We start from the raw sequence: 22,851 nt of genomic DNA on the forward strand, positions 1-22,851 counted from the left end.
GCAGTCGTCAGCGGGGGCGCCTTCGTGTGGGTAGCACGAAGGTAACGATTACAAAAACACTACCTTGGCGACGTCGACAATGACATGCCTTTCACCATTACTTTTCGTCGGAAAGAACACTCAGCAGCCGCGTGTGCAGCGCGGGGCCGGCAGCGACCGTCATCGGACGAGCGGATGCCGCGTCCAGCCAGCTCACCATGCCGCCGGCCTCTTGCACGAGCAGCGCGCCCGCAGCGAAGTCCCAGGGATTGAGCCCGCGTTCGAAGTACCCGTCCAGACGCCCTGCTGCGACGTACGCGAGGTCGAGCGCAGCGGCCCCCATCCGTCGAAGATCACGCGCGAGCGGCATCACTTCGCGCACGGTGGCGATGTCGCCGTCGTGCGTCGCGGGGTCGTAGCCGAACCCGGTCGCCAGCAGCGCTCCCGCCGGGGTCTCTGTCGTCACCGCGAGCTTCTCACCGGCGAGCCAGGCACCGCCGCCATGGGATGCTTCGAACAGCTCCCCCAGCGCCGGCGCGTGCACGGCTGCGGCGAGCGCCTGCCAGCCACCAGGAACGGTACCGCCCTGCACTGCGGCGATGCTCACGTTGTACATCGGCATGCCATAGGCGTAGTTCACTGTGCCGTCGATCGGATCCACGACCCAGGTCACCCCGGTCGTCGATACGGCGGCGCCAGATTCCTCGCCCAGAAAGCCATCGCCCGGGCGCTCGGCCGCGAGTCTCGTGCGGATGAGATCTTCGACCTCGCGGTCAGCCTCGGTGACGATGTCTGCCAGGTTCGTCTTGGTCGCCGCAAGAGAGACGCCAGCCGCCCGGCGCTGCCGAGCGAGGGCTCCCGCTTCACGGGCGATGTCTGCAGCGAGCTCTCGCAGCCGTGCGGGGTCGACCGACACCACGCCGCTCACTGGTGCGGCGCCGGAGGCGGAGGCGGGAACGCGCCGGGCGCCGGGGGCGCGATCGGCGGCTCTTGTGGCGCAGCAGGCTGCTCAGGAGCAGCAGGCTGCTCTGGCATCGGCGGCACGGGTGGCACTGCTGGTGGCTGCGGCATCCGCTCGTGGGTCGCGTCGAGGTCGGCCTGCACGGGAGAAGCCTGCACGGGAGGGGTCTGCGGCGTGGGGAACTGCCACGCCGCTTCGCCCAGGATGCCATCGTGCGCGGCTGGCGCTCCGGCAGGAGGCACCGGGAAACCATCTGGACCGATCGGAGCATCCGGAGAGGAGACGAGGCCTACAGGCGCGTGCTGACCGGACGGCGCCTGCAGGGCGATCTGCGTCGGATACCCGGTGTAATACGCGTTCCAGTCCGGGGATCCGTCCGAAAGAACCGGCAGCGGAGTGACTCCATCGGCGTACGTCGGCCATTGCTGCGCCGCAGACCCTGCGGGGGCGGTGGGCGCCGCGAGGGCGGGAGCGTACGCCTGCACCGGCGCGTAACGGCCAGCCGACGCAGGCTTTTTCGGGGCGAACAGGGCGTTCAGCAGCGGAATCAGAGTCGTGCCGACAGCGGCGAGGATCGCGAGCGCGACCACGATGCGCCAGTACAGCTCGCTGTAGTCGAAGGTGTCTGGGAGCGTCAGGAAGATGACGAGCATCGCCACGAGCAGCACCAGCATCGCGATGGTGACGTAGTAGATGACGCGTGTGAACGTTGTGACGTACCGCTGCGCGGCGGGGGTGAACAGCCGCACGTGCAGCAGCGCGAGCTGCAGAACGCCCACGATGACGAGCAACATGAAGAAGCGACCAGCGCCGCCGGCGTACTCGTAGGGCTCACTCGGAAGCCAGATCTTGATGGCACCCGCGATGAGCGCGACGATCCAGGTGATCATGCTGGCAAGCGCCAGCCAGTCAGGGCGACGGGCCGCCAGACCTGCTTCGAGGATTGCGATCCCCGCGAATCCCGCGAGCAGGAGGATCGTGAGGAACGCTCGCCCGATGATGCCGTTCTGGTCGCCGATGAGCACCCACACGACGCAGACCAGCGCCGCAGCGATCAGGGCGCCGATGGCGATCCAGATCGCGCCACGGATCAGCAGTGACGCACCCGGCTTCGACTGGGCGTGATTGATCTCTGACATCATGATCTCCTCGTCGTCAGCGTTGCACTCATCCTCGCATGCGACGGCGTCTGCACGACGGGCATCCGGGCGGTTGTGAGTAACTCGTCGAGGATCTCAGCGAGCTTTCTTCGCCGACTGCGCAGCGAACGCCGCGACCCGCGCCTTCGCATCGGGCGTGTCGAAGGATGCCCCGATCGAACGGGCCTCTTCGGCGAGCTGGTCCGCGAAGCTGCGCGCCGGCTGCGAACGGACCAGCCGCTTCGCCTGCCCGTACGCGCGCGCGGCGCCCGCGAGCCAGAACCGTGCGATCTCCTCCGCGCGTGCACGCACGCGCTCGGCCTCGTCTGCAGCATCCGACCCGCTGACCACCTCGGCGACCAGACCCCATTCGAGAGCCTCTTCGGCGCTGAGCAGGCGGTCCTGCAGCACCAGCTGAAGCGCGCGGCGCTGGCCGACAGCATCCGCCAGATGCGCCGAGACCGACAGGTCGGGCGTGAGGCCGATGTTCGCGTACAGGCTGCCGATCTTCGAGCGTCCACCGATCACGGCGTAGTCCGTGCAGAGCAGAATGCCCAGGCCTCCGCCTGCCGTCGTGCCGTGCGCGGCGGCCACCACGGGGACCGACGACTCGGTGAGAGCCCGGATCCCCTCGTTGATGACACCGGCGAGCGCGGTGAGCGGACCGCCGTCTGCCATCGACGTGGCCATCTCGATCACGTCGCCGCCGGCGCAGAAGGACGGGCCGGATGCATCGAGCAGAATCGCCCGCACATCATCTCTCGACGTCGCCTCTATCGTCGCATCCCGCCATGCCACCGCGAGATCCTCGTTGAAGGCGTTCAGCCGTGCGGGACGGTTCAGAGTGAGGCGCGCGAGCCCCTCATCGATCGACAACAGGATGGCATCGCTCATGGGCATCTCCTTCGAAGCGCGGACTCCGTCAGCCTAGCCGCGACCGTGGACCCCGGCATCGTAGTCCGAGGAATACGTTCTTCCGTCGTGCGGATCCCCAACGTGACGCACAGCACGAGGCCCCACGTCTGCGTCGTGGGGCCTCGTTCGTTGTTCGAATCAGCCGAGCGGACCGTACAGAGACGGGGCAGTCCGCGCCTGGTTTGCCTGTTCGATCGCGTAGGCGAAGCCGAGCAGCTCACCCTCGGCGAAGTCGCGCCCGAAGATCTCGAGGTTGACGCCGGCGCCGGTGATGGTGCCATCAGCCTCGATCGCCTGTCCCATGGGGACGGTCACCGCCGGCATACCGGTGTTCGGGCTCAGCCGCAGGTTGTTGCCCACGGTGCCGTAGGGGTTGCCGCTGGGATAGACCATCGCATCCAGTCCCCGCTCATCGAGGACCCCGGTCATCTGCACCTTGAACGCGGCAAGCGCCGTGCTGTGGCTGCCGTCCGGCCCTGCCCACGCGAGGTAAGTCTCCTCGGTGACCTGCGCGCGGCTCTCGTAGGTGCGCTGACGCGACGTCACGAAGCGCCCGGACTCGACGATCTGCTCGATCGTGCGAGCCGCCACTTCCGGCGCGAGATATGCATCGACGTACTCAGTCAGATCGTGGCGGAATTCGTTCGTGCTCCCGCTTCCCTCACCGAGCACGCGCGAGAACCACTCCGGTGCGGCGATCTCGACGATTGTCGCACCCTGAGCTTCCATCAGCGCCTTCGTCTCAGCCCACAGACGCAGAGTCGTCGGGTTGGTGCCGAGCATCGACGGGATATACCCGATCTGCGCGCCCTCGAGCGCGTTCGCGTCGAGATACTCCGTGTACGAGACGGGCACGTGTCCTGCCTGCGCCGCCGTCACAGGGTCGTTCTCGTCGACGCCGACGACGGCATCGAGCGCGACTGCCGCATCGATCACGGATCGGGCCATCGGTCCGCCAGTATCCTGGGTGAGCGCGAGCGGCACGATCCCGTCACGGCTGGCAAGCCCCACAGTCGGACGGATGCCGACGAGCTGGTTGTACGACGATGGAACGCGGATGGATCCTCCGGTGTCGGTGCCGAAGCCGATGCCCACGAGGTTCGCGGCGATCGCGGCTCCCGTGCCACCGCTGGATCCGCCAGCGGTCCGTTCGGTGACGTAGGGGCTCGCAACGTAGAGTGCCGCGCCGGTCTCCTGGTTCGCCGAGAACTGCGACTCGAAGCCGTAGGCGAACTCATCGAGACTCGTCTTCGCGAGGAGCACTGCTCCGCTCTCGCGGAGGCCCGTGACCATCGTCGCGTCGTCGGCCGTCCAGTTGTCATCCCAGCATCCGCACCCGGCGGTCGTGGCCATGTCGGTCGTGTTGTAGTTGTCCTTGACGGCCACCGGCACACCCAACAGCATGCTCATCATGCCGTTCGACGCGCGCTCGGCGTCGGCGGCGGCCGCCGCCGAGAGCGCCGCGTCGCTCGTGCTGATGATCGAGTTCAGCGCGCGTCCACCCGCAGCGATGTCGATCAGCGTGCGGTCGTAGGCTGCAATCCGGGCGAGATACTGCTGCGTGATCGCAACCGAGGTGGTGACCCCGGCATTCATCGCAGCCTGCATGTCAAGGACGCTCGCTTCAACGAGCTCGAACGGGCCGTCGTCGTACACCATGCGCTGTGAGAGGCCAGCGAGGTCAGTGACGCTGAGCTTCCCATCGCCGTCGAAGTCCCAGCCCGCGAGCGCGTCCCATCCCACGGAGCCGGCGGTATCGCCCAGGCTGTCGGCGAGCACCTCGAGGTCCGCGACGGTGACCTGGGCATCCCCGGTCAGATCCTTCTCGGTGTAGAACGGCATGAGCAGTGCCGTCGAAGCGTCCGTCGTCTCCGCGCTCGCGGGCACGGTCGCGAAGAACGCGCCACCCATCGACACGATCGCAACGGACGCGGCGGTGAGTCGTTTCGCGTTACGCACTCGGTGATTCCTTCCCGCAGACTTCATCGACGAGGTGGGGATGCTTTCGGTCATCGGACAGCTCCCTTGCGAGCACGGCGGGCGAAGAGAACGATGCCTGCTGCGATGGCCGCGAGGGCCGCGCCGATCAGCACGCCGACCATCTCGGTGCTTCCACCGGTGGAGGCGAGGTCGCCATCGATCTTGTCGGTCGGGCTATTGCCGCCGCCTCCGCCACCTTCGGTGACGGGCGGTGTCGTCGGCGTCGGAGTGGGGGGTGTGGGTTCGGCGACCATCACCGCATCAACGGTCACATCCGTGAACGCCGTAGCGACGCCATCAGTGCCGACGAGTGTGAGTGTCGGTGCCGACAACGCGGCATCTCCCTCGGCCACGGCCGTGAACTCGAGCGTGGCGATGATGAGATCGCCAGCCAGCCCCGGGGAACTCCCCAAGCGCGTGTAGGTGAGGGCGACCGAATCCGTCGACGCGGCTGCGGCGCCGAATCCGCCGTCCGGATATTCGTCGCTGTCGGGTACGAAGGTGATGACGGACTCGTCGAACTCCACCTCTGCCTCGTAGGCGAACAGATCTGCGGAACCTGCGACCGTCACGGTGACCGCAAAGTTGTCGCCGACCGTCACGTCTGCGGGGGCTGCGACAGCCACAGCCGTGACGCTCGCGGCATACGCTGCGGGCGCGATGGTGAGTGCGGCGAGTCCGACGAGCACCAAGGTGGTGATCGTCGCCAGCCGGCGTCTGGGCACGGGGTGTATCGGGGTGCTTCGGGGCATGCCGGAGCCGTCCTTCCAGGGAACATGATGAAACGATCGAACGCTCACCCCATCGGAAGCGACCGCTTCAGGCACACCCTCTCAGGCACAGATGTCGCCGTGATGTCGGATTGTTGCCAGCAGGTTTCGCCTACGCCGCAGACGGTCCCACCCGGATGTTGATGCTCTTCATCAGCGGCTGATCGCTCTGCGCACTGAAGTCGTTCGGACCGATCAGCACGTTCATCTCGGGCATGTAGCCGGCCGCACTCCCCCGCGGCAGGTCATAGGCGATGGCACGGTAGCGGCGCAGGCGCCGCTCTGTGCCGTCCTTCGATGTGGAGACGATGTCGACGAAGTCACCCGTCGCGATACCGCGCTCGCGCATGTCCTCCGCATGCAGGAAGATCAGCTCGCGCAGGTTCTTCACCCCGCGGTAGCGGTCATTCGCGGTGTAGATCGTGGTGTTCCACTGGTCGTGTGCGCGCATGGTCTGCAGCACGAGCATGTCCTCTGCGGGCGGGCGCACATCGTGCAGCGGTGCGGCAGAGAACATCGCCCGCGCGGTCGGCGTGCGGAAGTCGCGCTCGCGCGCGGGCTGCGGAATCCGGAATCCGTTCGGTGTAGCAATGAGCTCGTTGAAGCCATCGAAACCGGGGAGGACTCTGGCCATCACATCTCGGATGCGCGCGTAGTCGGCGACGTACTCCTCCCACGGCGTCGCGCTGTCGGGGATGGTCGCCCGCGCCATGCGGGCGATGATGTCGGGTTCGGAGAGCAGACGATCGGATGCCGGCTTTCGCCCGCCGACCGACAGATGAACCATGCTCATGGCATCCTCGACGGTCTGCCCCTGCCGCCCGCTCGACTGGTCATCGCGTTCGGTGCGTGCCAGGCACGGCAGGATCAGGGCCTTGGCCCCGTGCACGATGTGGCTGCGGTTGAGCTTCGTGCTCACCTGCACCGTGAGCCGGCAACTGCTCATCGCCTCGGCGGTGAACACTGTATCGGGTGCGGCGGTGACGAAGTTGCCGCCCAGCCCCACGAACACTTTCACCGCCCCTGCGTGCATCTGGTGGATACTTCCGACGGTGTCGAGTCCGGGCCGGCGTGGAGAGGTGATGCCGCAGACTTCGTCGAGCTTGTCGAGCAGCCACGCAGGCGAGTGGTGGTTGATTCCGCAGGTGCGGTTGCCCTGCACGTTGCTGTGACCGCGGACCGGAGCGGGCCCTGCGCCGGGGCGCCCGATGTTGCCGCGCAGCAGCAGCACGTTGACGATCTCGCGGACCATGTCGACGGCGTGCTCATGCTGGCTGATGCCGAGGCACCAGCTCACGATCGCGCTGTCGGCCTTCAGATAGATGCCACCTGCCGTGCGGATCTGCTCCTCGCTGAGCCCCGACTGGATGACGAGATCGTCCCAGCTGGTGGCTTCCACCAGCGCGCGGTATTCCGCGAGCCCTTGCGCGAAGCGTTCGAGGAACGCAGCGTCCAGTGCCGCAGCATCCGTCTCCGCCGCCTCGAAGACGACCTTCGCGATGCCGCGCATGAGCGCCATGTCTCCGCCCGGACGCACCTGCAGATCAAGCGTTCCGGTCTCATGCGTCTTGAACAGCGCCATGTCGACGAAATCGTGCGGCACGGTCGTCCGCCGGGATGCCGCCTCGATGAGCGGGTTCACATGCACGACCTGTGCGCCGTTCTTCACGGCGTTCGACAGCGCCGTCAGCATCCGCGGCGCGTTGGAAGCGGCGTTGACTCCGAGCAGGAACAGCGCGTCGGTCTGCTCCCAGTCCTCGACGGTCGTCGTGCCCTTTCCCGACCCGATGGATGCCGTCAAGGCACGACCGGATGCCTCGTGGCACATGTTCGAGCAGTCAGGCATGTTGTTCGTGCCGTATTCGCGGATCATCAGCTGGTACAGGAAGGATGCCTCGTTGCTGAGCCTTCCCGACGTGTAGAAGCTCGCTTCATCTGGGCTGCCGAGACCACGCAGCTCCTCGCCGATCAGGGTGAACGCGTCATCCCAGCTGATCGGCACATAGCGGTCGAGCTCGGCGTCGTAGACCATCGGCTCGGTGAGGCGTCCTGCGTTCTCGAGTTCGTAATCGGTCCACTCGGCCAGCTCCGTCACCGTGTGCTTCGCGAAGAACGCCGGTCCTACGCGCTTGTGCGTCATCTCCCACGTGACGTGCTTCATGCCGTTCTCGCAGATGTCGAGCTTCAGGCCCTTCTGGTCGTCCGGCCACGCGCACCCAGGGCAGTCGAAGCCCTTGATGGGATGGTTCATCGTGAGCATGGCCAGCGCCCCGGTCACCGGCTGGCGCTCGCGGAGCAGTACCTGTCCGACCGACAGCGCCGCACCCCAGGCAGCAACGGGATGGGTGTAGTCCTCCTGCGACCACTGCTTGGTCGTTACCGGCCCGTACCCGCCCTGGCGCGGCACGTCCGATATGAGGCCGAAGGCAGTTCCCGGCCGCGGGTTCTCGCTGACGCTCGTCATGAGGCGCTTCCTTCTCTCAGCCATCCGGATTCTGCGGCATCGCTCACCGACACCCGTTCCGCATGCGTGTAGACGTTCATCGACCGGCCGCGCAGGAACCCGATCAGGGTGAGGCCGAGCGAGTCCGCGAGTTCTGCCGCCAGCGACGACGGCGCCGAGACGGCCGCAAGAATCGGGATGCCGGCCATCGTCGCCTTCTGGACGAGTTCGAAGCTCGCGCGTCCCGAGACCTGCAGAACGGTGCCGCGCAGTGGAAGGCGATTCTGAAGGACTGCCCAGCCGATCACCTTGTCGACGGCGTTGTGCCGGCCGACGTCTTCGCGCAGCACGAGCATCTCGCCGGTGTCGACATCGAACAGGGCTGCGGCATGCAGGCCACCGGTCTTGTCGAACGCGCTCTGATGCGCGCGCAGACGCACCGGGAACTCTGCGAGCGCCTCGGCGGTCACCGACGCATCGTCATGAGTGAGCAGATGATGTGAGATGGTCCGCACCGCATCGATACTCGCCTTGCCGCAGATGCCGCAGGAGCTGGTCGTGTAGAACTCGCGGCGCAGTTCGGGGGCGGGCGGTGCCACCCCGGGAGCAAGAGTGACATCGAGAACGTTGTAGGTGTTCTCTTCACCACCGGTGCCGGGGCCGCCGCAGTGGATTGCCGAGCGGAACTCGGCGCCTTCGGCGATGACGCCCTCGGAGACGAGAAAGCCGGCCGCGAGTTCGACGTCGTTGCCGGGAGTGCGCATGGTGACCGCGAGCCCAGTGCCGCCGACGCGGATCTCGAGCGGCTCCTCGACGGCGAGGGTGTCGACCCGGCGAGTGGGCGGATGCCCCAGTGCGATCTTCAGCACCGGTCGTCTGGTGACGATACGACCCATACCATCTCCTTCGTCTCCGTCGACGTGCTCGCCTGATCGGCGCGCTTGCGGAGTCGCTGTACGGCTCTCGCACCACCCAGTCTACGAAGCGGGAGCCTGCGCGGGGTCGCGGCTGAGGCTTCTGTCGCGAATGAGGAACCCGAACCCGAATGCGATGAAGAACATCAGGACGCCGTAGACCGCGGCAGGAAGGCTCAGCTCGACCGAGCCGAGGACGCTCTGGGCGATCACGATCGCAAGAGTGGCGTTGTGGATGCCGATCTCGAACGAGGTCGCGATGGCCTGACGTCGCCCGATCCGCAGCAGGCGCGGAACCAGGTAGCCGAGCGCCAGGCTGATGAGGCAGAAGACGATCGTGATCAGCGCGAGTCGCGCGAAGTTGTCGACCAGCAGGGCCCAGTTCGACGCCACCGCACCGGCGATCACCACGATGAGGATGATGATGCTCGCGATCCGCACCGGGCGGTCCATGCCATCGGCGAACCTCGGCCACAGCCGGCGGATCAACATGCCGAGCGCAACTGGGAGCAGCACGATCGCGAACACCTCGAGTGCCTTCGACCACTGCAGGCCCAGCTGGTCGTCGAACGGCTGGAAGTACATGATCGCGAGGTTCGTGATCACAGGCAGCGTGATCACGGCGATGACCGAGTTCACCGCCGTGAGCGAGATGTTCAAGGCGATATCGCCGCGGAACAGATGGCTGTAGAGGTTCGCCGTCGTCCCTCCCGGCGATGCCGCGAGCATCATCATGCCCACGGCCAGCACCGGCGGCAGCTGAAACAGCACCACGAGACCGAAGCAGAGCGCCGGCAGCACCACCAATTGGCACAGCAGAGCGATGAGCACCGCCTTGGGCTGCTTGAGCACACGGCGGAAGTCGGCGAGCGTGAGGCTGAGCCCGAGACCCAGCATGATGATGCCGAGGGCGACGGGTAATCCGATGGTGGTCAACGCTGATCCCATAGGACTCAGTGTGGCCGATCTCAGGGCTCGGTGTCACGCATTCGTTCGATCAGCGGGAGAATGCCTGGTGAAACGAAGAAAGCCCCGCATGTGCGGGGCTTTCTTCAGTGGTGGCAAGTACTGGATTCGAACCAGTGAATGCGATGCAGGCTGATTTACAGTCAGCTCCCTTTGGCCACTTGGGTAACTTGCCAGATGCACACCCGTCCAGCTTTTCCAGCCAACCGGGGGCGCGAGTATCAATCATACCTGCCAGAAGCGAGGCTAAGAAATCGAGCCCTCAGCTGCCGTGGACGCCTCTTTCTGCGTCGGCGAGAGAGCCTGCAGTGCGCAGCAATCCGCCCTCAGAACGACAGGTGGCCGCGGCGACTTCCATGGCGCTATCCAGCAGCGCTTGCCACTGTTCGGCGGACGCTGGACGCGCATCGACGAGGCCTTCGGCAACGCTCGCAAGAGTCGCATCCCCCGCCCCCACCGTGTCGATGATGGGGCCAGGCAGGTCGACGATCGACGCCGTGAGCGTGCCGGAATCCACGTCGAGCACCGCGCCTTCCTTGCCTGCCGTCGCGAGCACGGCTTCGGAACCCAGTTCTCGGAGTCGGGTGCGGAGCCGCTCGAGATCGCCGTCATAGAGAAGCCGTGCGTCATCGGCACCGACCTTGACGATTGCTGCACCTGAAGCCACACGCTCGAATCCGCGCACGAATTCGTCTCTGCTGCGGAGCATGCCGGTCCGCGGATTCGGATCGATCGCGACGCGTGCGTCTCCGAGGGCCGCGACGAGCGCATCGACTTCGACCGGGTTGTCGAAGGGGAAACAGCTGATCACGACGAGGTCCGCTGCGGCAATCGACTGCCGCGCGGGTTTGCCATAGCGGATGCTGCGCCGCTGGGCCGCCTCATTGAAGACGTAGGTCGGTTCTCCGCCAGCATCCCGCTGCACGACGGCACGCGACGATCCGCGCGGGGCCACGCTCTCGATCAGCTGCACGTCGTGATCGACAAGGTACTCGCGGATGTGCTCGCCCGCCTCATCATCGCCCACCATCGCGACCAGGCTCGTCTGGACGCCAAGGCGGCGCATGCCGACGGCGACGTTGAGGGCTGCTCCGCCCACCAGCTCCCGGATGCCGCCGGCGTCGTGGATCTCGTCGATCAGGGCATCACCGATCACGACGGCGCGCGGGGACGTCAGCATTCCCTCATTCTGCCCGTATCCCTCGTCCCGGTCGCAATATGTGTCGCTCTGCGCGGCTGAAAGCGGCACAATTCGCGACCTGAACGGGACTTGCCCGGCCAACGCGGGGGTGGGGACCACGAAAAAACCCCGCACCTCCGAAGAGGTGCGGGGCCTTCTCAATCAGTCACGCTCAGTTATAGGTACCAGGCGTCACGTCATCGGTCGAGAACGCGTCGAAGTCGACGTAACCGAAGTCACCCTCGGCGTACGCTCCGTCGGATGCGAAGATCCGGTTCGGGTAGCGCTCGCTCTTGGCCTCTTCCGTCGCCTCGACAGTGATGTCGCGGTACTTCGACAGACCGGTTCCAGCGGGGATGAGCTTACCGATGATGACGTTCTCCTTGAGACCGACCAGCGGGTCGCGCTTGCCCTGCATCGCGGCCTCGGTGAGCACGCGGGTCGTCTCCTGGAACGAGGCGGCCGACAGCCACGACTCGGTCGCAAGCGACGCCTTGGTGATACCCATCAGCTCCGAGCGGCCGGACGCGGGGCGCTTGCCCTCTGCCACAGTCTCACGGTTGATCGCCTGGTAGCGCTTGAGGTCGACCATCTCACCCGGCAGCAGGTTCGTGTCGGCGTGATCGACGACAGTGACCTTGCGGAGCATCTGGCGAACGATGACCTCGATGTGCTTGTCGTGGATCGGCACACCCTGCGAGCGGTAAACGCCCTGGACACCGTTGACGAGGTAACGCTGCACCTCGCGGGCGCCCATGACACGCATGACCTCCTTGGGGTCCAGCGTGCCGACCAAGATCGGCTGACCGACGGTGACGTGCTGGCCGTCCTCGACGAGAAGCGTTGCACGCCTCAGCACCGGGTAGATGACCTCTTCATCGCCGTTGTCGGGCGTGAGGATGACCTTCTTGCCCTTGTCGTTCTCATCGATCGTGATGCGACCATCGGCCTCGGCGATCGGAGATGCCCCCTTGGGCGTACGAGCCTCGAAGAGCTCCTGCACACGGGGCAGACCCTGGGTGATGTCGTCCGCCGATGCAGAACCACCGGTGTGGAAGGTACGCATCGTCAGCTGGGTACCGGGCTCACCGATCGACTGTGCGGCGATGATACCGACTGCCTCTCCGATGTCGACGGTCTTACCGGTTGCGAGCGAGCGGCCGTAGCACTGCGCGCAGACACCGACAGCCGAGTCGCACGTCAGCACCGAGCGCACCTTGATGTTGTCGACACCGAGGGCGACGAGCTTGTCGATCAGCACGTCTCCGACGTCGTCACCAGCCGAAGCGAGAACCTCGCCCGACTCGCTGACGACGTCAGACGCCAGCGTACGAGCGAACACCGAGTTCTCGACGTTCGCGTCGCGCACGAGCTCACCCTGCGAGTTCGGAGCAGCGATCGGGAGCTCGAGACCCTTCGACGTGCCGCAGTCCTCTTCGCGGATGATGACGTCCTGCGAGACGTCCACCAGACGACGGGTCAGGTAACCCGAGTCGGCGGTACGCAGAGCGGTGTCAGCCAGACCCTTACGGGTACCGTGCGTCGCGATGAAGTACTCCGCGACCGACAGCCCCTCGCGGTACGAGGAGATGATCGGGCGAGGGATGATCTCACCCTTCGGGTTGTTCACCAGGCCTCGCATACCCGCGATGTTGCGGATCTGCAGCCAGTTACCACGAGCACCGGAGGACACCATGCGGTTGATGGTGTTGTCCTCAGGGAAGTTCTCGCGCATCGCGACCTGAACCTCGTCGGTTGCCTCGGTCCAGATCTTGATGAGCTCCTGACGACGCTCGGCGTCGGTGGTGAGGCCCTTCTCGTACTGGGACTGAACCTTCGCGGCCAGCTTCTCGTAACGGCCGACGATCTCCTTCTTGTTCGGAGGAGTGAGGATGTCGCTGAGGGCAACGGTCACACCCGAGCGCGTGGCCCAGTAGAAACCGGCGTCCTTGATGCGGTCCAGCGTCGCAGCAGTCTCGACCTTGGGGTACTCCTCGGCCAGCTTGTTGACGATCTGCGACAGCTTGCCCTTGTCAGCGGGCTCGCGGACGAACGGGTAGCCCTTGGGCAGCGTGGCGTTGAAGATCGCCTGGCCGAGAGACGCGTCCACCAGGTGGTGCTTCTCGTAGCCCTCAGGGGCTTCGCCCTCGAGGAATGCCATGCCAGGGATGCGGATGCGGACCTTGGCCTGCAGGTCGAGGGTTCCCTCGTCCTTGGCCAGGATCGCCTCGGAGACCGAGCCGAACGCACGTCCCTCACCCTTCGCGCCTTCCTTGACCACCGTGAGGTGGTGGAGGCCGATGATCATGTCCTGCGAAGGCAGGGTGACCGGACGGCCGTCAGAAGGCTTCAGGATGTTGTTCGATGCGAGCATCAGCACGCGGGCCTCGGCCTGAGCCTCGACCGACAGCGGCAGGTGCACAGCCATCTGGTCACCGTCGAAGTCAGCGTTGAAGGCTGCACAGACGAGCGGGTGAAGCTGGATGGCCTTGCCCTCGACGAGCTGCGGCTCGAACGCCTGGATGCCCAGACGGTGCAGGGTGGGTGCACGGTTGAGCAGCACAGGACGCTCGCGGATGATCTCCTCGAGCACGTCCCAGACCTCGGGACGGGTGCGCTCGACGGCGCGCTTGGCAGCCTTGATGTTCTGCGAGTGACCGAGGTCGATCAGGCGCTTGATCACGAACGGCTTGAAGAGCTCCAGAGCCATCTGCTTGGGCAGACCACACTGGTGCAGCTGCAGCTGCGGGCCGACGACGATGACCGAACGGCCAGAGTAGTCGACGCGCTTTCCGAGCAGGTTCTGGCGGAAACGACCCTGCTTGCCCTTCAGCATGTCGCTGAGGGACTTCAGCGCACGGTTTCCGGTGCCGGTGACGGGGCGACCGCGGCGGCCGTTGTCGAACAGCGCGTCGACGGCCTCCTGCAGCATGCGCTTCTCGTTGTTGACGATGATCTCAGGGGCACCGAGATCGATCAGACGACGGAGGCGGTTGTTGCGGTTGATCACACGACGGTAGAGGTCGTTGAGGTCACTGGTCGCGAAGCGACCACCGTCGAGCTGCACCATCGGGCGCAGCTCCGGCGGGATGACCGGAACGACATCGAGAACCATGGATGCCGGGGACATACCGGTCTCCAGGAACGAGCTGACGACCTTCAGACGCTTGATCGCACGGATCTTGCGCTGGCCCTTGCCCTCAGAGATCTGCAGACGCAAGTTCTCCGCCTCGGTCTTCAGATCGAAGGCGGCGAGGCGACGCTGGATCGACTCCGCGCCCATGTGGGCCTCGAAGTACTGACCGAAACGGTCCTGCAGCTCGTGGAAGACGTCGTCCTCCGGGCGAAGTGCGCCGACCTCGAGCGTGCGGAAGTCTTCCCACACGCGCTCGAGCTTGGCGATCGCCTCGTCGGCGCCCTTGCGGATAAGGTTCATCTCCTTCTCCGCTGCGTCCTTCACCTTCTTCTTGGCGTCGGCCTTGGCGCCCTCGGCCTCAAGGGCCGCGAGCTCTTCCTCAAGCTTGGTGAGGCGCTCGGCGATCTTCGCGTCGCGACGATCTCCCAGCGTCTTCAGCTCGAGGCGGACGTTGTTCTCCTGCGTGGCCAGGTCGCGGTGACGAGCATCCTCATCGACCGAGATGACCATGTACGCGGCGAAGTAGATGACCTTCTCGAGGTCCTTCGGCGCCATGTCGAGCAGGTACCCGAGGCGTGAGGGGACGCCCTTGAAGTACCAGATGTGCGTGACGGGTGCAGCCAGCTCAATGTGCCCCATGCGCTCGCGACGGACGGAGCTCTTGGTGACCTCCACGCCGCAGCGCTCGCACACGATGCCCTTGAAGCGGACGCGCTTGTACTTGCCGCACGCACACTCCCAGTCGCGGGAAGGTCCGAAGATCTGCTCGCCGAACAGACCGTCCTTCTCGGGCTTGAGGGTGCGGTAGTTGATTGTTTCGGGCTTCTTCACCTCACCGTAGGACCATCCGCGGATGTCGTCTGCGGTGGCCAGGCCGATGCGAAGCTCATCGAAGGTGTTTGACTCGAGCACTAGTTCTCCTGTGTCTCAATAAATTTTTAGGGACCCGGTCCCTGAGCTTGTCGAAGGGTGCGCGTCAGATCTCGTCGATCGAGGCGGACTCGAATCGGCTGGAGATGTTGATACCGAGCTCTTCTGCGGCACGGAATGCCTCATCGTCGGTGTCGCGGAGGTTGACCGTCGTACCGTCAGCCGAGAGCACCTCGACGTTCAGGCAGAGCGACTGCATCTCCTTCATGAGCACCTTGAACGACTCGGGGATGCCAGGCTCCTGGATGTTCTCGCCCTTGACGATCGCCTCGTACACCTTGACGCGGCCGAGGATGTCGTCGGACTTGATCGTGAGGAGCTCCTGGAGTGCGTATGCCGCACCGTAAGCCTCGAGGGCCCACACTTCCATCTCACCGAAGCGCTGTCCACCGAACTGCGCCTTACCACCGAGCGGCTGCTGGGTGATCATCGAGTACGGTCCGGTCGAACGGGCGTGGATCTTGTCGTCGACCAGGTGGTGCAGCTTCAGGATGTACATGTAGCCGACCGAGATCGGTGCCGGGAACGGCTCTCCTGAGCGGCCATCGAACAGCTGTGTCTTGCCCGAGCGGCCGATGAGACGGTCGCCGTCGCGAGTCGGCAGAGTCGAGTCGAGGAGACCAGCGATCTCGTGCTCTTCTGCACCGTCGAACACAGGCGTTGCGACCTTCGTGCCGGGGGCCGCCTCGAAGGCGTCCTTCGGGAGCGTAGCCGCCCACTCGGGGTTGCCCTCGACCTTCCAGCCCTGCTTGGCGATCCACCCGAGGTGGGTCTCCAGCACCTGACCGAAGTTCATTCGTCCAGGGATGCCGAGCGGGTTCAGGACGATGTCTACCGGGGTACCGTCCGGAAGGAACGGCATGTCCTCGATGGGGAGGATCTTCGCGATGACACCCTTGTTGCCGTGACGGCCGGCGAGCTTGTCACCCTCGGTGATCTTGCGCTTCTGGGCGATGTAGACCACGACGCGGCGGTTGACGCCGGAGCCGAGCTCGTCGTCGCCATCTTCAGCGTTGAACTCCTTGACCGCGATGATCGTGCCCTGCTCACCGTGCGGAACCTTCAGCGACGTGTCGCGAACCTCACGGCTCTTCTCGTTGAAGATGGCGCGGAGCAGACGTTCCTCGGCCGACAGCTCGGTCTCACCCTTGGGCGTGACCTTGCCGACGAGGATGTCGCCGGGGCGAACCTCGGCACCGATGCGGATGATGCCGCGCTCGTCGAGGTCCTTCAGCAGCTCAGGGCTGACGTTGGGGAGGTCACGGGTGATCTCCTCCTTGCCGAGCTTCGTGTCGCGAGCGTCGACCTCGTACTCTTCGATGTGAATCGAGGAGAGCGTGTCGTCCTTCACGAGGTCCTGGCTGAGGATGATCGCATCCTCGAAGTTGTAGCCTTCCCAGGTCATGAACGCGACGAGCAGGTTCTTGCCGAGGGCGAGCTCGCCGTTCTCGGTGGCGGGACCATCAGCGATGACCTCGTTCACCTCAACGCGCTCACCGGCCGAGACGACGACCTTCTGGTTGTAGGAGGTGCCCTGGTTCGAGCGGTCGAACTTGCGCAGGTGGTACTCCTGCGTGCCGCCCTCGTCGAGCTGCACGACGACGCGGTCTGCGGAGACCTCGGTGACCACACCAGCCTTGTCGGCGGTGAGCACGTCACCGGCGTCGACGGCTGCGTAGCCCTCCATACCGGTTCCAACCAGCGGCGAGTCGCTGCGAAGCAGCGGCACAGCCTGACGCTGCATGTTGGCGCCCATGAGCGCGCGCTGTGCGTCATCGTGCTCGAGGAACGGCACGAGCGAGGTCGCCACCGACACCATCTGGCGCGGGGAGACGTCCATGTAGCCGATCTCGGCGGGCTCGAACATGTCGACCTCACCGCTTCCGCCCTTCGGGCGTGCGAGCACGTGGCTGTCGACGAATTTCTTGTTCTTGTCGAGCTTCGCGTTCGCCTGAGCGATGTTGAAGTCGTTCTCCTCGGCTGCGGTGAGGTAGTCGATGTCGTCGGTGACGACGCCGTTCTCAACGCGACGGTACGGGGTCTCGATGAACCCGAAGGAGTTGATGCGAGCGAAGGTCGCGAGTGATCCGATCAGACCGATGTTCGGGCCTTCAGGAGTCTCGATGGGGCACATGCGGCCGTAGTGCGACGGGTGAACGTCGCGAACCTCGACGCCTGCGCGGTCACGGGACAGACCACCAGGGCCAAGAGCCGAGAGGCGGCGCTTGTGGGTCAGACCCGCGAGCGGGTTGTTCTGGTCCATGAACTGCGAGAGCTGCGAGGTTCCGAAGAACTCCTTGATCGCGGCGACGACGGGGCGCACGTTGATCAGGGTCTGCGGGGTGATGGCCTCGATGTCCTGCGTGGTCATGCGCTCGCGGACGACGCGCTCCATGCGGGACAGACCCGTGCGGACCTGGTTCTGGATGAGCTCTCCGACGGCGCGGATACGACGGTTGCCGAAGTTGTCGATGTCATCGGTCGCGATGCGGATCTCGGCCTTCTTGCCGCTGCGGAAACCGGTGAAGGTCTCGTCGCCGCGGTGCAGACGCACGAGGTACTTGATGGTCGCGACGATGTCCTCGACGGTCAGCACCGAAGAGTCCAGCGGCTGGTTCAGGCCCAGCTTCTGGTTGATCTTGTAGCGACCGACCTTCGCGAGGTCATAGCGCTTCGAGTTGAAGTAGAAGTTGTCCAGCAGCGCGCGGGCAGCCTCAGCGGCAACCTGCTCGCCCGGACGGAGCTTGCGGTAGATGTCGCGAAGGGCGTCTTCCTTGGTGAGGATGGTGTCCTTGGCGAGGGTCTCTTCGATCGACGGGAAGCCGGCGAACTCAGCGAGGATCTCTTCGCTTGTCATGCCGAGAGCCTTGAGGAAGACCGTGACGGACTGCTTGCGCTTGCGGTCGACGCGGACGCCGACCTGGTCGCGCTTGTCGATCTCGAACTCGAGCCATGCACCACGGCTCGGGATGACGCGAGCGGAGACGATGTCCTTGTCACTGGTCTTGTCGGGCGTCTTGTCGAAGTAGACACCGGGCGAGCGGACGAGCTGGGACACGACGACACGTTCGGTGCCGTTGATGATGAAGGTTCCCTTGCTGGTCTGCAGCGGGAAGTCGCCCATGAAGACGGTCTGAGTCTTGATCTCACCGGTCTGGTGGTTCATGAACTCGGCCTCGACGTAGAGCGGCGCGGCGTAGGTCTTGCCACGCTCCTTGCACTCGTCGATCGAGTACTTCTCAGGCTCGAGGTACGGGTTGGTGAAGCTCAGCTGCATCGTCTCGCTGAGGTCTTCGATCGGAGAGATCTCCTCGAAGATCTCCTCCAGACCGCTGAACTCGTTGAGATCCTTGCGGCCGGCCTTCTTGCCTTCGGCGAGGCGGGCCTTCCACGTGTCGTTGCCGACGAGCCAGTCGAAGGACTCGGTCTGCAACGCGAGAAGGTCAGGGACCGTCAGCGTGTCGGAGATCTTGGCGAACGAGAGACGCGATGCGCCGCGCCCGTTCTTGTTGGTGGTGGATGTGGATGCGTTGGGAGCAGCAGCCAAGGGAATAACCTCCGTGAGCCCCGCAGGGCTTCTCGATTCCTTTGTCGTCAGGTGGAGTGCGCACTCGGATGCTCAGCATCTGCCGACCACCATATGAGGGCAGGGAGAACCGAGGCGCAAAGAACAACTATACGTCCGATTTCGCGACATGGCAAGCGTAATCCTTGACCAATTCCGGATGCTGCGGTAAAAGGCCCCCGCAAACCTGCAAAACCACGCCGAGACCGCGGCGATTCGCCGCGGTCTCGGCGTGGTTTTGCAGGTTAGTAGAGGAAGGGGAGGAGGAGCGGCGGGGTCAGGCGATGTTCAGTTCGTTGCCCGGAATCGAGGCGAGCAGTCGCCTCGTGTACGGGTCACGGGGGTTCGTGAAGATCTCTTCGCTCGTCGCAGCCTCGACGAGTGCGCCGTCCTTCATCACGCACACGTAGTCGCTGATCAGCCGCACGACCGCGAGATCGTGCGAGATGAACAGGTAGCTCAACCCGTACTCGCGCTGCAGGTCGCCGAGCAGCGTCAGGATCTGGTCCTGGACCAGAACATCGAGTGCCGAGACCGGCTCGTCGCAGACGATGAGATCGGGCGAGAGCGCCAGTGCGCGTGCGATCGCGACGCGCTGGCGCTGGCCACCCGACAGCTCGGAGGGATAGCGCCGCAGCATCGACTGCGGCAGCGCGACGTCATCGAGCAGCTGCCGCACGCGCTTGCGCCGCTCGGCACCGCTCCCCCGCTTGTAGAACTCCAGCGGTTCGGCGATCAGACGCTCGATCGTGAACATCGGGTTCAGGCTCGAGTACGGATCCTGGAAGATCGGCTGCACCCGCTGACGGAAATCCTTCGACTCGGCGCGAGTGAGCTTGGAGATGTCTTTGCCCTCGTACCGGATGACGCCGCTGGTCGGATCGATCAGTTTCAGCAGCATCCGCGCCGTGGTCGTCTTGCCCGACCCGGATTCGCCGACGATCGCGACGGTCTCCCCGCGCGGGATCACCAGCGAGACGTCGTTGACGGCGACGAAATCCTCGCCTCGCCCGCGCACCGGGTACACCTTGGTGAGGTTCTCGATCTCGACGATGTTGTCGGATGCCGCGCGAACAGGTTCTGCCCCCTCGGCAGGCTCAGGGGCCGAACGCTGAGCAGACGCCGTGAACGCCTCGGGTTGCAGGCGCGCGACGGCGACGGACGGGGCCGCCGCGACGAGCGACTTCGTGTACGGATGCTGCGGGTCCTCGAGGATCTGCCGCGCATCGCCCTGCTCGACGACTTTTCCGCGGTGCATGACGATCACGCGCTCCGCGCGCTCGGCGGCGAGCCCGAGGTCATGGGTGATCAGCAGCACCGCGGTGCCGAGTTCCCTCGTCATCTGACCGATCTGATCGAGGATCGTCTGCTGCACCGTGACATCGAGCGCACTCGTGGGCTCGTCGGCGATGAGGAGCCGTGGCTTGCAGGCGAGCCCGATCGCGATCAGCGCACGCTGGCGCATGCCTCCGGAGAACTCGTGCGGGTACTGCTTCGCGCGCTTCGCTGCATCGGGGAGCCCCGCGGCCTCCAGCGCCTCGACGACCTTCTTCGAGACGTTCTGGCGGTTCGCGAGTCCATGCGCGAGCAGCGTCTCGGCCACCTGCGTGCCGATCTTCGCGACCGGGTTGAGGTTCGACATCGGGTCTTGAGGCACCAGTCCGATATCCCGACCCCGGATGCTGCGCAGTTCACTCTCGGACGCATGAGAGATGTCACGCCCGTCGAGCCGGATGCTGCCTCTGGCGATGTGTCCGCCACCCGCGAGGAGTCCGATGATAGCCATCGCGGTGGTCGACTTGCCGGAGCCCGACTCCCCCACGATCGCCACCGTCTGGCCCTCGGAGATCTCCAGATCGACGCCCTCGACGGCGTGGACTGTGCCGTCCAAAGTGTGGAAGTCGACAGCGAGCCCCTCGACCGACAACAGCGGAGTGCTGGCCTTCTGTGCTTCTGTCATGTCAGCGCGCCCTCGTCTTCGGGTCCATGGATTCTCGCAGCGCCTCACCGAACAGCGTGAAGCCGAGAGCGGTGACCGCGATGCAGATGCCGGGGAAGAACGCCAGCCACGGCGCGATCGCGAGCTCGCTCTGCGCGTAGGTGAGCATCCGCCCCCATTCCGCCGTCTCGGGGCGCCCACCGCCGAGGCCGAGGAAGGAGAGCGCTGCCGCATCGATGACCGCGGTGGCGAGCGTCAGCGTGCCCTGCACGATGACCGGGCCGATCGCGTTGGGCAGCACGTGCGACATCGTGATCCGGCCGCGCCCGAGGCCGAGGGTCTGCGCCGAGAGCACGTAGTCGCTGGATCGCTGCTGCAGCATGGATGCCCGCAGCAGTCGCGCGAAGATCGGCACCTGCGAGGCACCGATGGCGATCATCACCGCGAACGGCGTCTGGCCGAGGATCGCAGCGATCGAGACGGCGAGCAGCAGGTTCGGCACCGACAGGATGATGTCGACGATTCGCATGATCAGGGTGTCGACCCAGCCGCCGAAGGTTCCGGCGAGCAGGCCGAGCACCATTCCGCCGACGAGGCCAAGGGCGGTGGAGACCACACCCACCAGCAGAGACGCTCGCGCGCCCCAGATGAGTTTGGAGAGCACGTCGCCGCCGAAGCGGTCAAGGCCGAGCGGGAAGCCGGGAATCTCACCGGGACCGGGGATGTGCGTCGGTGTGATGTCGCGTGCACCGGGGAGAGCGGTCTCCGGGTATGGCGCCAGGAGGGGAGCCAGGATGGCGACCGCCACGAAGAGGAAGACGATGACCGCGCCGATCCATGCGGTCGGGTTTCCACGCAGACGCCGGAAGACGTCGTGCCAGAAGCCGCCGGGGCTCTCGCTCATATCCGTCTGCAGCATCGTGACGGTGTCGAGGGCGCCGCCGCCCTGCGCGGGAGGAAGTGGAATGCTCATTGGACCCTCACTCTCGGGTCGATCAGGCTGTAGGAGACATCCACCGCGAGGTTGATCAGCGCGTACGCGATCGCGATGAAGATGATGAACCCCTGCAGCACGGGGAAGTCGCGCGTGAAGATCGCGCGGGCCAGGAACGATCCGATACCCGGATAGGCGAAGACCGTCTCGGTGAGCACCGCGCCCGATATCAAAAGGCCGGTCTGCAGACCGATCGTGGTGACCACCGGCAGCAGGGCGTTGCGCAGGATGAAGCGTCCGCGCAGCGTGGAGCTCGAGACGCCCTTGGCGCGGCCGGTGCGGACGTAGTCGGCGTTCTGCACCTCGAGCACACTCGCTCGGGTGATGCGCACGATGATCGCCAGCGGAATAGTGCCGAGGGCGACCGCCGGCAGGATCAGGTGCAGGATGGCATCCCACGACGCATCGAACTCACCGGTGATGATGCCGTCCCACACATAGAACCCCGTGGGGTGCGTGGCGTCGATCCGCGGATTCTGCCGACCGTCGGCGGGGAGCCACCCCAGCTGCACCGCGAAGATGTACTTCAGGATGAAGGCCAGGAAGAAGACCGGGATCGTGATTCCGACCAGGCTCAGCACGACCGCGGAGTGGTCGCTGAACTTGCCGTGTCGGCGCGCAGCCCAGTAGCCCAGCGGAACGCCGATGCCGATCGCGATGATGAGGGCCGCGATAGACAGTTCGATCGTCGCAGGGAAGCGGCGGAGGAACTCTTCCAGCACTGGCCGGTTCGTCTGGATCGAGGTGCCGAAGTCTCCCTGCAGGAGTCGGCCTATCCAGATGAAGTACTGCTCGATAAGAGGTCTGTCGAAGCCGTAGAGCTCGTTGACCCGCTCGATGGCTTCTGGTGTCGCCTTCTCACCGAGGAGAGCGACGGCGGGTCCGCCTGGAAGGGCCCTGACCCAGGCGAACAGCAGGATGCTGAGGCCGAACAGGGTGGGAATGAGGAACAGCAGTCGCCTGCCGATGGTGCGCAGCAAGAAGTACTCCGTCTGATTCGGGTGCCGGCACCGCCCCGTTTCGACCCTTTGACAGGCTCA

14 protein-coding genes and 1 tRNA gene are annotated in these 22,851 nt (G+C 65.3%); all 15 read right to left on the reverse strand.

Annotated elements, in window-relative coordinates; all coding sequences use genetic code 11:
• Window positions 1-97: 97 nt before the first annotated feature.
• The 15 genes from ACTU6U_RS01905 to ACTU6U_RS01975 all read right to left on the reverse strand — a co-directional run bounded on the left by ACTU6U_RS01905 (window position 98) and on the right by ACTU6U_RS01975 (window position 22,791).
• Window positions 98-907 carry an inositol monophosphatase family protein gene (locus ACTU6U_RS01905; protein WP_443467461.1) on the reverse strand — a complete coding sequence of 270 codons (810 nt, stop codon included), beginning with the start codon at window positions 905-907 and terminating at the stop codon, window positions 98-100.
• Window positions 904-2,079, reverse strand: a complete 1,176-nt coding sequence (locus tag ACTU6U_RS01910) for a hypothetical protein (RefSeq protein WP_443467462.1) — start codon at window positions 2,077-2,079, stop codon at window positions 904-906. The genes ACTU6U_RS01905 and ACTU6U_RS01910 overlap by 4 nt, the downstream gene beginning before the upstream one ends.
• A gap of 96 nt (window positions 2,080-2,175) precedes the next feature.
• A complete protein-coding gene (locus ACTU6U_RS01915; RefSeq protein WP_443467463.1) occupies window positions 2,176-2,973 on the reverse strand; it encodes an enoyl-CoA hydratase/isomerase family protein in 798 nt (265 codons plus the stop codon).
• Between the two features lie 159 nt (window positions 2,974-3,132).
• Window positions 3,133-5,007, reverse strand: coding sequence for an amidase family protein (locus ACTU6U_RS01920; RefSeq protein WP_443467464.1), 1,875 nt, complete (start codon window positions 5,005-5,007; stop codon window positions 3,133-3,135).
• Window positions 5,004-5,726, reverse strand: a complete 723-nt coding sequence (locus tag ACTU6U_RS01925) for a cohesin domain-containing protein (RefSeq protein WP_443467465.1) — start codon at window positions 5,724-5,726, stop codon at window positions 5,004-5,006. The genes ACTU6U_RS01920 and ACTU6U_RS01925 overlap by 4 nt, the downstream gene beginning before the upstream one ends.
• Before the next feature lie 130 nt (window positions 5,727-5,856).
• Complete coding sequence (locus ACTU6U_RS01930) at window positions 5,857-8,208, reverse strand: FdhF/YdeP family oxidoreductase (protein WP_443467466.1); 2,352 nt, start codon at window positions 8,206-8,208, stop codon at window positions 5,857-5,859.
• Entirely contained in the window at window positions 8,205-9,083 is an 879-nt protein-coding gene (gene fdhD / locus ACTU6U_RS01935) for a formate dehydrogenase accessory sulfurtransferase FdhD (RefSeq protein WP_443467467.1), read from the reverse strand. The genes ACTU6U_RS01930 and fdhD overlap by 4 nt, the downstream gene beginning before the upstream one ends.
• Before the next feature lie 81 nt (window positions 9,084-9,164).
• Window positions 9,165-10,049 (reverse strand): bile acid:sodium symporter family protein, encoded by an 885-nt coding sequence (locus ACTU6U_RS01940; RefSeq protein ID WP_443467468.1) that lies wholly within the window; start codon window positions 10,047-10,049, stop codon window positions 9,165-9,167.
• A gap of 108 nt (window positions 10,050-10,157) precedes the next feature.
• Window positions 10,158-10,242 (reverse strand) — tRNA-Tyr (locus tag ACTU6U_RS01945).
• An 87-nt stretch (window positions 10,243-10,329) separates the two neighbouring features.
• Window positions 10,330-11,247: a carbohydrate kinase family protein gene (locus ACTU6U_RS01950; protein ID WP_443467469.1), complete on the reverse strand. Its 918-nt coding sequence runs from the start codon at window positions 11,245-11,247 to the stop codon at window positions 10,330-10,332.
• A gap of 172 nt (window positions 11,248-11,419) precedes the next feature.
• The gene (gene rpoC / locus ACTU6U_RS01955) at window positions 11,420-15,295 is read right to left on the reverse strand and encodes a DNA-directed RNA polymerase subunit beta' (RefSeq protein WP_443467470.1); all 3,876 of its coding nucleotides are present in this window, start codon (window positions 15,293-15,295) and stop codon (window positions 11,420-11,422) included.
• Between the two features lie 64 nt (window positions 15,296-15,359).
• Window positions 15,360-18,860 (reverse strand): DNA-directed RNA polymerase subunit beta, encoded by a 3,501-nt coding sequence (gene rpoB, locus ACTU6U_RS01960; RefSeq protein WP_443467471.1) that lies wholly within the window; start codon window positions 18,858-18,860, stop codon window positions 15,360-15,362.
• Between the two features lie 295 nt (window positions 18,861-19,155).
• On the reverse strand, window positions 19,156-20,838 hold the full coding sequence (locus ACTU6U_RS01965; RefSeq protein ID WP_443467472.1) for an ABC transporter ATP-binding protein: 1,683 nt from the start codon (window positions 20,836-20,838) through the stop codon (window positions 19,156-19,158).
• A 1-nt stretch (window position 20,839) separates the two neighbouring features.
• Entirely contained in the window at window positions 20,840-21,790 is a 951-nt protein-coding gene (locus tag ACTU6U_RS01970; RefSeq protein WP_443467473.1) for an ABC transporter permease, read from the reverse strand.
• A complete protein-coding gene (locus ACTU6U_RS01975; RefSeq protein WP_443467474.1) occupies window positions 21,787-22,791 on the reverse strand; it encodes an ABC transporter permease in 1,005 nt (334 codons plus the stop codon). Before ACTU6U_RS01975 ends, ACTU6U_RS01970 begins: the two co-directional genes overlap by 4 nt.
• Window positions 22,792-22,851 lie beyond the last annotated feature (60 nt).

This window comes from Microbacterium zouquanmingi (genome assembly GCF_052266695.1).
Classification (GTDB): Bacteria; Actinomycetota; Actinomycetes; order Actinomycetales; family Microbacteriaceae; genus Microbacterium.